The following is a 15,125-nucleotide window of genomic DNA, read 5'->3' as shown; positions in this document are numbered from 1 at the left end:
AACATGATGGAATGGCTATACTGGCTTATTCTGATCCTCCTTTTGCCGATAGCTTTTGTTGCAGGTTTTTTTGTGCGTAAATCGATCGCCGAAGCGAAGATTCAAGGTGCCGAGACGGAAGCGACTAAGATTGTAGAGCAAGCAAAACAACAATCGGAAGCGATGCAAAAAGAAGCACGGCTTGAAGTAAAAGAAGAGATGATTCAACTTCGTAATGAGACGGAACAAGAATTACGTGAACGTCGCGAAGACCAGAAAGTAAAAGAGAATCGCCTCGTTCAAAAAGAAGAGCTTCTCGACCGCAAAGCAGACATGCTCGAGCGGAAAGAAGATTCACTAGATGAACAGGAACGAGGACTCGAAAAACGCAAGCGTGAAGCAGAAATGCTCGAAAGCAAAGTGGAGGAGTTATACGAAGAGGCACGCCAAGAACTTGTACGCGTGGCATCCCTCTCGAAAGATGAAGCACGTACCATCATCATGGACGAAGCGAAGCAGGAAGCGCTTCACGATGCTGCTCTCCTTCAAAAAGAAATCGAGCAAAAAGCAAAACAAGAAGCGGATAAAAAAGCGAAACACCTCTTATCTCTCACGATGCAACGATATGCTGCTGAACATGTCGCCGAAACGACGGTATCCGTTGTCAACTTACCGAGTGACGAGATGAAAGGTCGCATTATCGGTCGCGAAGGGCGTAATATCCGGACGCTTGAAACGTTGACTGGGATTGACCTCATCATCGATGACACGCCAGAAGCTGTCATCTTGTCAGGATTTGACCCGGTTCGTCGTGAAATCGCGAAGATGACGCTTGAAAAACTCGTTCAAGACGGTCGAATTCACCCAGCTCGCATTGAAGAGATGGTGGAGAAGTCTCGCCGTGAAGTGGATGAACGAATTCGTGAGTACGGAGAAGAAGCAACGTTTGAAGCCGGCATTCATGGACTCCATCCAGATCTCGTCAAGACACTCGGTCGTATGCGCTACCGTACAAGTTACGGTCAAAACGTCTTGTCTCACTCGGTCGAGGTGGCTCACCTTGCCGGGATGATGGCAGCCGAACTCGGGGAGGACGTCACGCTCGCGAAACGGGCAGGACTCTTACACGACATCGGTAAAGCGATCGACCACGAAGTCGAAGGTAGTCACGTTGAAATCGGTGTAGAACTTGCGACGAAGTACAAAGAACATCCGGTCGTCATCAACTCGATTGCTTCCCACCACGGGGACGTCGAGGCGACATCGACGATTGCTGTCCTTGTGGCGGCGGCTGATGCCCTATCGGCAGCGCGTCCTGGAGCTCGCCAAGAGACGCTTGAAAGCTACATCCGTCGTCTTGAACGTCTCGAATCAATCTGTGAGTCGTTTGAAGGCGTCGAAAAATCGTATGCGATTCAAGCAGGACGAGAAGTCCGAATCATCGTTCGCCCTGATGTCGTCGACGATGTCGTCGCCGGTAAGATGGCACGCGATATTTGTAAGCGAATCGAGGATGAACTCGACTATCCTGGACAAATTAAAGTGACGGTCATTCGTGAAACACGTTCCGTCGATTATGCGAAGTAAACGAAGCGGAGAATTTCTCCGCTTTTTCTGTTTGAGGGAGAATTTTATATGAAAATTTTATTTATCGGTGATGTGGTCGGGAAACCCGGCCGTGATATATTAACGAAACAAATTAGTCGCTTGAAAGACAAATACAACCCGACGTTCATGCTCGTCAATGGCGAGAACGCGGCGAACGGTCGGGGTCTCACGAAAAAAATCTATCAACAATTTTTAGAACTCGGCTTTCACGGGGTGACGATGGGGAACCACACGTGGGACAACCGTGACATCTTTGATTGGATCGACGACGCCGACCGGATTGTCCGTCCGGCTAACTATCCAGACGGGACACCTGGGGTCGGGATGATGAAGTTGAAACAAAACGGAAAGAAATTGGCCGTGATCAACGTCATGGGAAATGTCTTCTTGCCGTCTCTTGATTGCCCATTCCGTACGGTAGACCGTCTCGTCGAAGAAGTACGGGATGAGGTCGATGCGATTTTTGTCGATGTCCACGCCGAGGCGACAAGTGAGAAAATCGCTATGGGCTATCATCTCGACGGACGCGCTCAAGCCGTCGTCGGGACACATACACACGTGCAGACGGCAGACGAGCGTGTCCTACCGAACGGCACTGCCTACATTACAGACGTCGGCATGACCGGTCCACTAGACGGGGTGCTTGGGATGGATGCGTCGACTGTTTTAAAAAAATTTATGACACAACTCCCAGTTCGGTTTGAAGTTGCCGAGGGACGGGAACAACTTAATGGAGTTTTCATTACAATCGATGATCAGACGAAACGAGCGACAAAAATCGAACGAATACACCTAGATGATCAGACCGTCTGGTTTGATTGAACAACCTACCCGAGGGGGAAACAAGAATGGACGTACTCAAAGTTTCGGCAAAATCGAACCCTAACTCCGTTGCGGGTGCTTTAGCGGGTGTGCTACGTGAAAAAGGAACGTGTGAGATACAGGCAATCGGGGCAGGTGCGCTGAATCAGTCCATCAAAGCCGTCGCGATTGCCCGAGGCTTCGTCGCGCCAAGTGGTCTCGATTTGATTTGCATTCCGGCCTTTACTGATATTATGATTGACGGAGAGGAACGTACTGCCATTAAGCTCATCATAGAGCCACGATGAGCGGTCGGGACATAGGTCCTATTCTTGTGAAGAGGAGCCATCGGCGCGGATGGCTCCTCTTTTTAATGTAGAGAGGAAAGGGAGATTAAGATGTTAACGTTGTATGTCGTCAGGCATGGACAAACAGAGTGGAATAAAGCAAGACGTTTACAAGGCCGGCAAAATTCGCCGTTAACAAGCGAGGGTGTCTTGAATGCGGAAAAGTTAGGAAACCGACTTCAAACGATTGCTTTTGAGACCGTGTATGTGAGCCCCAGTGGTAGAGCCATTCAAACTTTAGAAGCGATGGACGTATCATTAGATTCACCGGTACATATCTTAGATGAGTTGGATGAAATTTCATTTGGTGTCTGGGAAGGGAAGGCGGAAGACGAAATCGAACGAATGGATGTATTTGAAACATTTTGGTCAAATCCGAGTCAATATGATCATCGGTTGAATCATGGAGAAGCCATGTTGACATTCACGAATCGGGTTTCATCTGCAATGCAACATATCATTCAAGCGAATATGAGTGGCAATGTTCTGGTTGTGACACACGGAATGGTCATTCAAGCGATCTTACGAGAAATCAGGGAAGCAAATATATCTGAGTTGTGGTTTGATGATGAGATTGAAGGGACGAGCTTGACAGTGATTCAGTATTCGAACAATCAATATAAGGAAGTGGCGATTGGTGATATCTCACATCAGTTAAGTGAGACGTGCTAAGACGAACTCTCAGAAGAATGTCATAAAAAAATCATGATGCATCTTCTCAGTTTCGTCATTTTATGACAAGATGATAAGGAACGTATCGTTCGATCATAAGAGACAAGAGGGGGACGTTTTCAATGGAACAACTTGTGTCAACCAAAGAGACGGAATCAACGACACCAGTAATGAAAGCGATTCAAAAACACACGGCCGGGTTTGGGGCAAAACTGGTCGACGTACCAGTTCCGACACCAGGACCTGGAGAAGTACTCATTCAAGTCAAAGCGACATCGATTTGCGGGACCGATGTCCACATCTATGAATGGGATGAATGGTCACAGAGCCGCGTCAAACCACCATACGTATTTGGTCATGAGTTTTCGGGGGAAGTCGTGGCGCTCGGAGAAGGGACGAAGCGAATCAAAGTCGGACAGATGGTGTCTGCTGAGACGCATATCGTCTGTCATCAGTGTAAACAATGTTTGCGCGGGCAGTACCACATCTGTAAGAACACAAAAATCATCGGTGTGGACACACAAGGTTGCTTCGCAGAATATGTCGTCATGCCTGAAGAAAATCTATGGGTGAACCCGGAGTCGATGCCAGCGAAACTTGCCTCGATTCAAGAACCACTCGGGAATGCGGTCCATACGGTATTGGCAAGTGACGTGTCGGCCAAATCGGTCGCCATCGTCGGTTGTGGACCGATCGGACTCATGGCGGTCGGCGTCGCCAAAGCGGCAGGGGCGAGTCGTGTCTATGCGATTGATGTCAATCCATATCGCTTAAAACTCGCCGAAGAGATGGGGGCAGATGTCGTCATCAACAGTTTAGAGGAGAATCCGCTCGAGTTGATCGAGCGTGAGACCGACGGAGACGGGATCGATGTCGTCTGCGAGATGAGCGGACACCCGATTGCGATCGATCAAGCATTCAAGATGGTCACGGCAGGTGGGGACGTCAACGTCTTGTCACTCCCGGCTCGTCCGGTCGCTATCGACCTCACGCGGGACGTCGTCTTTAAAGGCGTCCGCGTCCAAGGGATCACGGGCCGCAAGATGTATGAAACGTGGAGCCAAGTCTCGACGATGCTTGCGACGGGTCAGTTGAACGTCGAACCGATCATCACGCACGTCTTCAAGCTCGAAGAGTTCGAAAAAGGGTTCGAACTCATGCGGGCAGGGAAATGTGGAAAGGTCGTCTTAATACCTTAAAGGGGGAAACATCATGGCATTTGAACATATTACAGAAGCAATCAATGAGATGAAAGAACAGGGGACGTTCCGTAAGCTCGTCCCGCTCGAATCAGCACAAGGGAATGAAGTGACAATCGATGGGAAGTCACTCGTCCAACTGTCGTCAAACAACTATCTCGGACTCGCGAACCACCCGCGCTTGAAGCAGGCGGCGATTGAAGCGGTCGAAGAGTACGGTGCAGGAACAGGATCGGTCCGTACGATTGCAGGGACGTTCGAGATGCACGAAGCGTTCGAGCGCGAACTCGCGGAGTTCAAACATACGGAAGCCTCACTCGTCTTCCAATCAGGATTCGCGACGAACCTCGGGGTCTTGTCTGCACTTCTCGGACCAGAAGATGTCGTCATCAGTGATGCCCTCAACCATGCATCAATCATCGATGGGATTCGCCTCACGAAAGCGGCACGTCGCATCTATAAGCACGTTGACCTTGAAGATTTGGAGAAGGCGTTGAAAGAGACGCAGGACTATCGCACACGTCTCGTCGTGACGGATGGCGTCTTCTCGATGGATGGGAATATCGCACCGCTTCCTGCCATCGTCGAACTCGCAGAGAAGTATGACGCTGCGGTCATGGTTGATGATGCCCACGCATCCGGCGTCCTCGGGAAGAACGGGCGTGGAACGGTCAACCATTTCGGTCTTGACGGTCGTGTCGCGCTACAGGTCGGGACGCTCTCGAAAGCGATTGGGGTATTAGGTGGCTATGTCGCCTGTTCACAAGACGTACGCGATTACTTGATCCACAAAGGTCGCCCGTTCCTCTTCTCGACATCACATCCACCGGCAGTCGTAGCGGCGAACCGTGAAGCGATCCGTGTCATGAAAGAGGAAGAAGAGTTGTTCGACAAGCTGTGGGCGAACACAGAATTCTTCAAGAACGGTCTTCGTGACCTCGGTTTTGATATCGGACATGCGACGACACCGATCACACCGGTCATGCTCGGTGAAGAGACGCTTGCACATACATTCTCGGACAAGTTGAAGGGACATGGCGTATTCGCACAGAGTATCGCCTTCCCGACGGTCGAGCGCGGGAAAGCCCGTATTCGGACTATCGTTACAGCGGAACATACGCGAGATGACCTCGAACGGGCACTCGAAGCGTTCAAAACGGTCGCGGAAGAGTTGAATGTGACATTACACGCATAAACGAGAACTGCAGACGATCTGTCTGCAGTTTTTTAGTGGATTTGCACGTGAAATCGAGTATATTCAGATAGGACACAGATAGAGTAAATCAAAGTATAACGGATTTTTTAATATTTCAATTACCGTAATTTTGTTTTGTGATTACATATCAGAAATGAGGAAAGGATATGTTTCAGCAAGAGATATTTCAAGTGGGGATGGTGTTAGATCGAAAAACGTTTTCGATTCTGACGATTTCACCACCATTCATTATAAATGTGATCTTTAGTGTCTTGATTGTGATGTATGTCTTGTACTTTCGGAGTGAAGGTTGGAAAGAGAAATTGTGGAATGTTGTACTGATGTGCTACGCGCTCTTATTCATCTCTGTCTATATAGGAGCCTGGTTTGTGAGGCTGAAATACAACCTTACACCGAGTTTCAGTGAGTCGTTCGCCCTCGAATCTTTTCCTGGATGGAAGGTTTTTTTCATGCAATGGATGGAGAACAAGATAGAAGAACCGAATTTGACAGCGAATGCGATTACGTTCGGTGCGTTGCTGTTCTACTTCAGGAAGTTCAAGGGTAAATATACGTGGATATTAAGGCTTTTCGCAGTGATTCCTGTCGGCTTATTTTTCATCATCTATATTCCGAAAGTCTTGAGTTGGTTCTTTCAATAAAAAAGAAGCAAGGCGCAATGCCTTGCTTAGATCGTGACCATTCCTCTAAATCCTCGAGCGGCATAATAAGAATCTGCACCGTTGTGGTAGACGAAGATGTGATCATAACGACGGTCGCAAAACAGGGCGCCACCTTTTTGACGAATAACATCCGGTGTCTGAATCCAACTCGACGTTTTCAAGTCGAATGCCCCGAGCGTTTGTAAGTGACGGTACGTTTCTTCATCGAGAAGGCTGATTCCCATCTGTTCAGATAAGGCGAGCGCGCTTCCGACTGGCTTATTCTTTTTACGTGCTTCGAGCGCCGGCTCATCATAACAGAGGCTTCGGCGACCACTCGGACTCTCGGCTGAACAGTCGCAAAAAGCGAGGTCTCCGTTAGGGAGTCGAATCACGTCTGGTTCTCCGCCGGTCTCTTCCATCAAGGCGAGTGAGGTCAACTTATCCTGATCAATTTGAATACGCTCCGATATGTCTGACCAGACGACGTCAGAATGTCGTTCAACGTTTTCAGTGAAACGAGACTCGAGGGTATTAAGTAATTCGAGGGTTTCTTCGTTTGAAAGCTTCGACATGGGAATCACTCCGATCACTTGTTTCTTTAAGTATATGATATGAAGCGCTATTGTTTGTCTTATTTATTGTGAAAATGGGGAATTTGGAATCATTTAAATAAGGCGCCCTCTCTCTTAGAGAAGGCGCCTCTTGTTTATACAGAAGATGCGGTCAAAATGGACTGTTCGGTCAATCGCCCAATCCAGATCAACGGAAGGGTCAAGAGTGCACCGAGAAGGTATACCGAATCAATCGGTAGCCCATCCGCAAGAAGACCAAACACCAAGCTTCCCACACTGAATGCGAAGGCATAGCCCGTTTGCTGCACACTATATACATAAGGAAGCTGTGCAGTCGGGATTTGTTCTTGAATGACGGTGTTCGTTTGGATGATGCGAATTTGTGTGGCTGCCCCTTGGATCACTAACGCCAAAATTGCGAACGCGAGATGCGCGGTCATACCGAATAAGATGGCGGCGACAATGGATAGGATGGCAGTCGACGGTAGCGAGGGTGCTCTTCGAGACCGATAAAGATAGGCACTCGCCGCAATCATGCTAATCAAAAATGATGCGTTAAGCGTTCCCCACCAGCCTGTATCGACTTGCAGATGTCGCTCGAGATAGACGAGAAGCAACGCTGAAATCCAGAGCGTGCTGACAAATGATTCATACGCCACAAACCAGGTCACACGACGAGCGAATGGTGACGTTCTTACATAAGCGAGGCTAACGCGTAAGGTAATCGATTCATCCGTTCCATCATCAACAATGTCTTCCGTAAGCGATTGATAGAAGTAAATCGACACAATCGTCGAAAGGCTGAACAGGACGAGTGACACGATTAACGCAATGGCGCTCGACGTGAGAGAGACAAGCATCGTCCCGAGCGGCCACATCGCAAGTTGGATGAACTGATTGGAACCTTGAACGAGGCTGTTCGCTTGTTGACGATTCGTCGTCAATCTTGGGATAAATGACGCTTGAATCGGACTCGCGAACCCATCGAGGAATGCAATAATCATGACGAGCGCGAGAACAAGAATCGAATCCGTAAAGAGGACGAGAACTAGGCTGATCGTCTTCATCAGTTGTGACAGGACGAGCGTTTTCCCTAGCGAGTAGCGACTGAGGACACGGGCGAAAAAGAGTCCGCTGAGTGTCATACCGGCAGTCACGGCAATCGGGAAGCTGGCCGCCATGAGAGCGGACCCAGTTTGTTGATACAGCAGGGCAATGAGCGCGACAATGTATAGGACATCGCCAATATTTGCGAGCCATTGGCTAACGAGCAATGTGTAAAACGATTTCATCACAAATCTCCTCCGAATCTATTCAATTGGGTGGGTTGGACGAATCGTTATTACATATTTTCACCTCTTCATAAAATGATATAAAAATAATTATACAAAATTTGATGAATTCTGTAAACTTGTCATATGGGTGAAATTGTCATAACAGGAGGATGGAATGATTCAACAAGCTTTGAAACTAGTAGGTAAGAAGGAATTGGAGTGGGCTGAAACACGAATATCAACTCTTGAGACGGATCAGGTTTTAATTAAAACCATCGCCACTGCCATTAGCATTGGTGCAGAGCTTCCCCAATATGAAGAAACGGATTTGACAGACTCAAGTCCGGTCTACCCTCGTAAAGTGGGATATGAGAGTTATGGGATCATTGTAAATAGAGGGGAAGGTGTGACTTCGCTCAATATCGGAGATCGGGTAATCGCTTTCTATGGACAACAAACATACGGAATTGTCTCTGAACAAAAAGCGTTTTACGTTCCGCCAGAAGTGGATTATAAAACAGCATTGTTAGCGATTTTGTCTTGCGATGCAGCAAAAGGGGTTAGAAAGTTAGCACCATCCTCTAGCGACTCGGTCATTGTGTCTGGTTTGGGGACGATGGGGTTACTTGCCACCTATTATCTACGAACCTATTATGGTGTAACAATGATTGATGCGATTGAGCCAGATTCGAATCGAAAAGAACTAGCTCATACGTTTGGTGTTGGCCGGGTGTATTCCTCGAACGAGATGAAGGAGAGCTTCTATGATTACGGCATTGAATGTTCGGCTCGCAATGATGGATTCATCAACCTTCAACAAGCCGTTAAGCCGAATGGGTCGATCTGTATCTTATCAGACGGCAATCGAGAAGAGTTAGTGCTTCAATCTCAATTTTACGAAAAAGAACTACATATCGTCGGGTCTAGTGATGGTTGGGATTACAGTGAACATTTCAGCTGGTATTTTGAAGCGAGCCGACAAACACCATACGTAAAAAAGGTATTTGAGTTGGACATTGATCAATATAGCTTGATTGATACATTTGAAAAACTAAGCGAACGGACCATTAACCCATTGAAAATTGCAGTAACATATGAAAGTGAATTGAAAAAAATATAAATGATAAGGATGAATCTACATGCTGGAATATAAACTAAATGGCGATATCACACTGAGAATGTTCAATACAGACGATGCGGACGCATTATTCAAGCTGACAATTGCATCGAAGCCATACCTTCGAGAGTGGCTTGGTTGGCTCGATTATATTGAAACAGTTGAAGACTCAAGGAAGAATATTGAAGGACGTATCAAAGGATTGATTGAAACGGGTGGATTTCCGAAGTCTTTCGCATTGATGTATAAAGGTCAACTGGCTGGAACAATTGGATTTAACGAAATCGATCGCGGAATCCAATGTGGCACAATCGGGTATTGGCTCGGACAAGAGTTTCAAGGGAAAGGGATCATGAGTCAAGCACTCGAGACACTCATCGAGTATGGCTTCAAAGATCTTAAACTAAATAAGATTGAGATCCGAGTCGCGACAGAGAATTCGAAGAGTCGAGCACTTCCGGAACGATTCGGTTTTACAGAAGAAGGGGTCATTCGGGATGCGGAATGGCTATATGACCGTTACGTCGATCATGTCGTCTACGGGTTGTTGCGACATGAATATTTGCAGCTAAATCATCACTCTAAAGCTTATGATGAGACTGGGAATCGTATGTAAACAACGACGAGAAAGATACGTATTTTAAAAAGGGGACTACTAGATGACAACTATATACTTTGTCAGGCATGCACATTCTACCTTTACACCAGATGAATTCGCTAGACCGTTATCTGAAAGTGGGATGCGGGATGTTGCTGAAATTACGAATCTCCTAATCGGTGAGGGAATCGATATTGTGACTTCGAGCCCTTACAAACGAGCCGTTCAAACCGTCCAAGGCATCGCGGATTATCTTGAACAAGACATTGTAGTGATGGATGATTTAAGAGAGCGAACCTTGACTTCAGCACCGGCTAAAGATTTTAAAAGTGCCATGGAAACCGTTTGGCAGAACCCGTCGTTCGCATGGGAAGGTGGAGAATCGAACGTTCAGGCTCAAGCTAGAGGAATAGAGGCTCTACAATCACTGCTCCGTATGTACGAAGGGAAAAAAGTGGTGCTCGGCACACATGGAAATATCATGGTTCTCATCTTGAATTACTTTGATGCGCGATATGGATATGAGTTTTGGAAAGAACTCGACATGCCGGACCTCTATAAAGCGACTTTTGAGAACGACACATTGATGAGTGTCGATAAGTTATATAAACCTCAAGGTTAGAAATCTATTGACTACTGATAACTGGTAAGACTAAGATACGTATAACTATATGAAAATGCGTTGAAGAGAAAAGTAAATCGAGTTCGTTTTTATACAGAGAACCTTGTAAGCTGAGAAAAGGTAAAAGACACTCGTTTGAAAATGGTCTCTGAGCTTCGTCCTGAACGTGCGGATTCACAAGTAGGAGGCGACGGGATTTGGCATCCGTTATCCATGTCACGGTATTCGTGTATAGCATGATACACAGTACTTGTAGAGGCATCTGATGTGAATCAGATTGCGAATTAAGGTGGTACCGCGAGAATTCAAACCTCGCCCTTAACTGTTGTAATTGACAGTTGAGGGCGAGGTTTTTTCAATTTTAAGGATGGGAGAGGATTTAAGAATGAGTATATTTATTGGTGGTGCTTGGGTTTATGCAAATGGTTCATTGCATTTAGGGCATATTTCTAGCCTACTTTCAGGTGATATCTTAGCAAGATATTATCGGAGTAAAGGGGAGGACGTTCTATATGTTTCAGGAAGTGATTGTAACGGAACACCAATCACTGTTCGTGCTAAACAAGAAGGTGTATCGGTTACGGAAATTGCTGACCGATACCACGATGAGTTCGTAGCGTGTTATTCATCTTTAGGTTTCTCTTATGATGTGTATGCACGTACCGATCATCCCCAGCATCATGAAGTGGTACAAGACATATTTACTGAACTCTACTCAAAAGGTTTTATTTATAAAAAAGAAGTGGAACAAGCCTATTGTGAAACATGTAAGCAATTCTTACCGGATCGCTATGTTGAAGGTACTTGTCCGGTATGTCATGGTTCCTCTCGTGGCGATCAATGTGATCACTGCTCAACAATTTTGGAACCCTTAGATTTATTGGAACCTCGATGTAAGCATTGCTTGAACAAACCGTCCACGCGCTCAACTGAACATTTTTACTTATCATTGAGTTCGTTTCAAAAATTTCTTGAGAAATATACGGAATATGCGGACCGTCAATCGTTATGGAGAGAGAATGCGATTTCTTTGACGAAGCGTTACTTACAAGAAGGTCTTCACGACCGTGCGGTATCACGTGATTTATCTATCGGTGTGAATGTTCCAATTATTGGATATGAAGAGAAAAAGGTATATGTATGGATTGAGGCGGTTTCAGGATATTTCTCAGCAAGTCGATTGTGGGCACAATCAGTAGGAGCTGATGAGGCTTCTTTCTGGTCCAACTCAACTCGAGCTTATTACGTTCATGGAAAAGATAACATCCCGTTTCATTCCATCATCTGGCCAGCGATTTTAGAGGCTCTTGGAGACAAAGCACTCCCGACTCATATCGTATCTAACGAATATCTGACGCTAGAAAAAAGAAAGCTCTCAACAAGTAAAAATTGGGCAGTGTGGCTTCCTGATATGTTAGAACGATATGATCCAGACTCTATTCGCTATTTCTTAACGATCAATGCACCTGAAAATCGGGATGCAGATTTTTCATGGAAGGAGTTCATATATAGTCACAATGCAGAACTCTTAGGGGCCTACGGGAACTTCGTGAATCGAACATTAAAATTTATCGAGAAATCTTTTGAAAATCTCATTCCGAACGAAAATATTTCAAGTGAGATTGAAGAACGGATTAGCAACTTATATGCAGAAGTAGGTCAGTTAATCGAAGATACGAATTTTAAACAAGCGCTGGAATTGATTTTTGAAGCGATTCGATTTTCGAACAAATATTTTGATCAAACGCAACCATGGAAAACGATTAAGGAAAACCCAGCGGACTGCAGACAAACGTTAGCGAACTGTACGTTTTTAATCGTGAATTTTGGTAATGTATTAAAGCCGTTCTTACCATTTTCGAGTCAAAAAATACGAGATGCAATAGAGGTGGACAAGGAAGGGTGGGAGGTATTGAAAGTGAAATCTTCGATTCTTCAATATGACGGTCCATTATTTACAAGAATCGATACCCGTCAAATTGACGATGAAAGGGAAAGACTATTTCAGCATGCGATAGAAGCCAAATAAAGTAGAATCGGAATAATCATTAATTATTTATGAGTGTCCTTTATGCCAAATTTCGATAACACTTATAAACGGACAAAACAAGACCCGTCCTTCACGAGAGGGCGGGTCTTTCGTCTGACTCGAACAGTTCAGTTCCAAACTCTTCATAAGCCTGTTCGTAACGGCGAAGGGAAGACTCTTTATGCATACAGGTGATATTCATTCGATCGGATGGTGTCATATCTTCCGCATATGTCTTTAACACGTGGGCGTTTCGAAGCATCGATGGAGTGACGGAGCGCGCAAGTCCACTCCGTTCGTTCAATTGCCGCATCATTTTCGTGATCATGACAATCGTCAGTTGCTTCGGTTGATTCTTCGCATATACCCAGCGGAACGTCATTCGGGCGAAATCAAATGAGACGAAGACGGGGTCTTCAGAGTACCAGCGTGGCCGCACCGGAGTCGGGATATCAGCCAAATAATTCATGAGTAACGATTGGTCTTCCTGCGAGAGCTTCAACGTGAACCGGTTTCCGAGACGGTCATACACGTCGAAGGTGTGATCAGCCAGATGCAAGTCGCTCATTCGCAAACGAATGATGTGATGGACGCGCAATCCATATTTATAGAAGAGCGTCACGATCATTTCGTTCCGATTGACGAGATATGGATGCGCTTGCAATTGATTCTCGCTCAGTCCTCTCGTCGAACGAATCGTTTGAACGAGTCGGTCAAATTCAGATTCGAGTGCGACTTGGTCGATTGTCAACGTATGTGCCGGTTGCGAATAGGCAAGCATCTTTTTACGAAGTGGATTTAAAAAGTGGGTCAGGCTATTGATGACCGTGACGATTCGTGCGACGGTCGCCTGTTGATAGTGCTTCTCTTCTATTAAGAAGTCATTCACGAATGTCTTCCACGATTCGAGCGGAACGTCTAACCAGTCTGTCGGTTCGTTCAGTTCGACGTTGTGGTCGTGAAAGTATTTATGCACGTCGATCAAGTCGTAGCGATATCGTTTAAGCGTCGAGGGTTGACGACCGCTGGCGCCGAGATGATAAAGATAGGTTTCAATAAATTCCGGGAGCGGATAGTCTTTTCTACGTTTCGTCATGGTCGAGCCTCCTTCTTCTTTTATCCTACCACAAACGGACGTTCTCTATACGTTGATTCGTGGTAAGATGAAAGGTGAGACTTTATGGAATGAGGGATTACATGATAGAACGTGAAAAAGTTGTCATCGTCGGCTGTCAGTTACCGAATGTCGATGATTGGACATATGAACAGTCGATGGGCGAGCTCGTCGAACTCGTGGATACGGCGCAAGGTGAGGTCGTCGCACGACTCGACCAAAAGCGTCAACAAGTCGACCGTCGTACCTTTATCGGGAAAGGAAAAATTGAAGAGCTCGCGATGCTCGTCGAACAGTTCGAGCCGGACTTGTTAATCTTCAACGCCGAATTGACTCCGGCGCAGTCGAAGAACATTCGCATCGCCTTGAACGACCCGGATGAGATGAAGCTAATCGACCGCACGCAGCTCATCTTGGACATCTTTGCGAGCCGTGCGCAATCGCGTGAAGGGAAATTGCAGGTCGAACTCGCGCAGATGAACTATTTACTACCACGTCTCATCGGACAAGGGACACAGCTCTCGCGACTCGGTGGTGGAATCGGGACGCGTGGACCGGGTGAGACAAAACTTGAGTCGGACCGTCGCCACATCAAGCGTCGTATCGATGAGATATCGAAACAACTTGAAGGAACGGTCGCACACCGGGACCGCTACCGGGAACGTCGGAAAGAAAATCGCGTATTCCAGGTCGCGCTCGTCGGGTATACGAATGCTGGGAAGTCGACAATCTTTAACCGATTGACCGATGCCGACACGTACGAGCAGGATGAACTGTTCGCGACGCTCGACCCGTTGACGCGTGAACTCGAACTTCCACGCGGCGGAAAAATATTGATTACCGATACGGTCGGATTCATCCGTGACTTGCCGACGAAACTCGTTGCAGCCTTCCGTTCGACGTTGGAAGAAGTAGTCGGTGCCGACTTGATCCTTCATGTCATTGATGCGTCGAACCCACATTATTTGAACCAAATCGATACGACGAATGCGGTATTGGAAGAACTCGGTGCGAGTGAGGTGCCTCAGCTCGAGGTATATAATAAGAAAGACCGTCTCACGGAAGACTTCGTCGGCGGGCCGCTGTTGATTTCGGCAATCGCATCGGAAGATATCGTGACGTTGACAGGTGCTCTCGAGGATAAGATTGCGGACATTTTGACAAAAGTCCACGTCATTCTCCCGGTGACGGCTTTTGAACATTACCACCCGGCCAAAGAGGCAATGTATCGTCTTGAAGAGAACTTTTTAGATGACGGATCAGTCGAATTAGTAGGTTACATGAGAGAAGACACGCGTCTATACGCGACGCTAAAACAATTTGAGGTGTAAGT

Annotated in this window: 15 protein-coding genes and 1 other annotated feature; of the genes, 12 read left to right on the top strand and 3 right to left on the bottom strand. The window is 46.6% G+C overall.

The features are described 5' to 3' along the window. Nucleotides 1–3: 3 nt before the first annotated feature. The 7 genes from rny (at nt 4) to KNO66_RS04790 (ending at nt 6,463) form a co-directional block, all read left to right on the top strand. Nucleotides 4–1,566, top strand: a complete 1,563-nt coding sequence (rny, locus tag KNO66_RS04820; protein WP_483299182.1) for a ribonuclease Y — start codon at nt 4–6, stop codon at nt 1,564–1,566. A gap of 48 nt (nt 1,567–1,614) precedes the next feature. After that, entirely contained in the window at nt 1,615–2,409 is a 795-nt protein-coding gene (locus tag KNO66_RS04815) for a TIGR00282 family metallophosphoesterase (RefSeq protein WP_214740924.1), read from the top strand. A gap of 26 nt (nt 2,410–2,435) precedes the next feature. Continuing rightward, the gene (locus KNO66_RS04810) at nt 2,436–2,696 is read left to right on the top strand and encodes a stage V sporulation protein S (RefSeq protein WP_012726477.1); all 261 of its coding nucleotides are present in this window, start codon (nt 2,436–2,438) and stop codon (nt 2,694–2,696) included. A gap of 90 nt (nt 2,697–2,786) precedes the next feature. Next, entirely contained in the window at nt 2,787–3,407 is a 621-nt protein-coding gene (locus tag KNO66_RS04805; protein ID WP_214740922.1) for a histidine phosphatase family protein, read from the top strand. Between the two features lie 122 nt (nt 3,408–3,529). Then, the gene (tdh, locus tag KNO66_RS04800) at nt 3,530–4,606 is read left to right on the top strand and encodes an L-threonine 3-dehydrogenase (RefSeq protein WP_214740920.1); all 1,077 of its coding nucleotides are present in this window, start codon (nt 3,530–3,532) and stop codon (nt 4,604–4,606) included. A gap of 13 nt (nt 4,607–4,619) precedes the next feature. After that, on the top strand, nt 4,620–5,801 hold the full coding sequence (locus KNO66_RS04795) for a glycine C-acetyltransferase (protein ID WP_214740918.1): 1,182 nt from the start codon (nt 4,620–4,622) through the stop codon (nt 5,799–5,801). A 470-nt stretch (nt 5,802–6,271) separates the two neighbouring features. Next, on the top strand, nt 6,272–6,463 hold the full coding sequence (locus KNO66_RS04790) for a hypothetical protein (RefSeq protein WP_214740916.1): 192 nt from the start codon (nt 6,272–6,274) through the stop codon (nt 6,461–6,463). Nucleotides 6,464–6,489: 26 nt separating this feature from the next. On the opposite strand, the gene KNO66_RS04785 is transcribed toward KNO66_RS04790, so the two are convergent. Together KNO66_RS04785 and KNO66_RS04780 are read right to left on the bottom strand one after the other, a co-directional pair. Continuing rightward, nucleotides 6,490–7,038, bottom strand: coding sequence for a DUF4256 domain-containing protein (locus KNO66_RS04785; RefSeq protein ID WP_214740914.1), 549 nt, complete (start codon nt 7,036–7,038; stop codon nt 6,490–6,492). 134 nt (nt 7,039–7,172) lie between these two features. Next, the gene (locus KNO66_RS04780) at nt 7,173–8,330 is read right to left on the bottom strand and encodes an MFS transporter (RefSeq protein WP_214740912.1); all 1,158 of its coding nucleotides are present in this window, start codon (nt 8,328–8,330) and stop codon (nt 7,173–7,175) included. 157 nt (nt 8,331–8,487) lie between these two features. Between KNO66_RS04780 and KNO66_RS04775 the strand changes: the two genes are divergently transcribed. The 4 genes from KNO66_RS04775 to metG all read left to right on the top strand — a co-directional run bounded on the left by KNO66_RS04775 (nt 8,488) and on the right by metG (nt 12,678). Continuing rightward, nucleotides 8,488–9,432 (top strand): alcohol dehydrogenase catalytic domain-containing protein, encoded by a 945-nt coding sequence (locus KNO66_RS04775; protein WP_214740910.1) that lies wholly within the window; start codon nt 8,488–8,490, stop codon nt 9,430–9,432. A 19-nt stretch (nt 9,433–9,451) separates the two neighbouring features. Continuing rightward, nucleotides 9,452–10,045, top strand: a complete 594-nt coding sequence (locus KNO66_RS04770; protein ID WP_214740908.1) for a GNAT family N-acetyltransferase — start codon at nt 9,452–9,454, stop codon at nt 10,043–10,045. 43 nt (nt 10,046–10,088) lie between these two features. Then, nucleotides 10,089–10,649, top strand: a complete 561-nt coding sequence (locus tag KNO66_RS04765) for a histidine phosphatase family protein (protein ID WP_214740906.1) — start codon at nt 10,089–10,091, stop codon at nt 10,647–10,649. Nucleotides 10,650–10,700: 51 nt separating this feature from the next. Continuing rightward, nucleotides 10,701–10,972: a binding site (T-box leader), on the top strand. Nucleotides 10,973–11,034: 62 nt separating this feature from the next. After that, entirely contained in the window at nt 11,035–12,678 is a 1,644-nt protein-coding gene (gene metG / locus KNO66_RS04760) for a methionine--tRNA ligase (RefSeq protein ID WP_214742382.1), read from the top strand. Between the two features lie 91 nt (nt 12,679–12,769). Here metG and KNO66_RS04755 read toward each other — a convergent pair whose 3' ends face one another. Next, nucleotides 12,770–13,774 (bottom strand): tyrosine-type recombinase/integrase, encoded by a 1,005-nt coding sequence (locus KNO66_RS04755; protein ID WP_214740905.1) that lies wholly within the window; start codon nt 13,772–13,774, stop codon nt 12,770–12,772. 101 nt (nt 13,775–13,875) lie between these two features. Here KNO66_RS04755 and hflX point away from each other — a divergent pair, with 101 nt between their 5' ends. Next, entirely contained in the window at nt 13,876–15,123 is a 1,248-nt protein-coding gene (gene hflX, locus KNO66_RS04750; RefSeq protein ID WP_214740903.1) for a GTPase HflX, read from the top strand. The last annotated feature ends 2 nt before the right edge of the window (nt 15,124–15,125 follow it).

The organism is Exiguobacterium sp. s48 (genome assembly GCF_018617395.1).
Lineage (GTDB): Bacteria > Bacillota > Bacilli > Exiguobacteriales > Exiguobacteriaceae > Exiguobacterium.
This window is presented reverse-complemented; position numbering and strand designations above follow the sequence as displayed.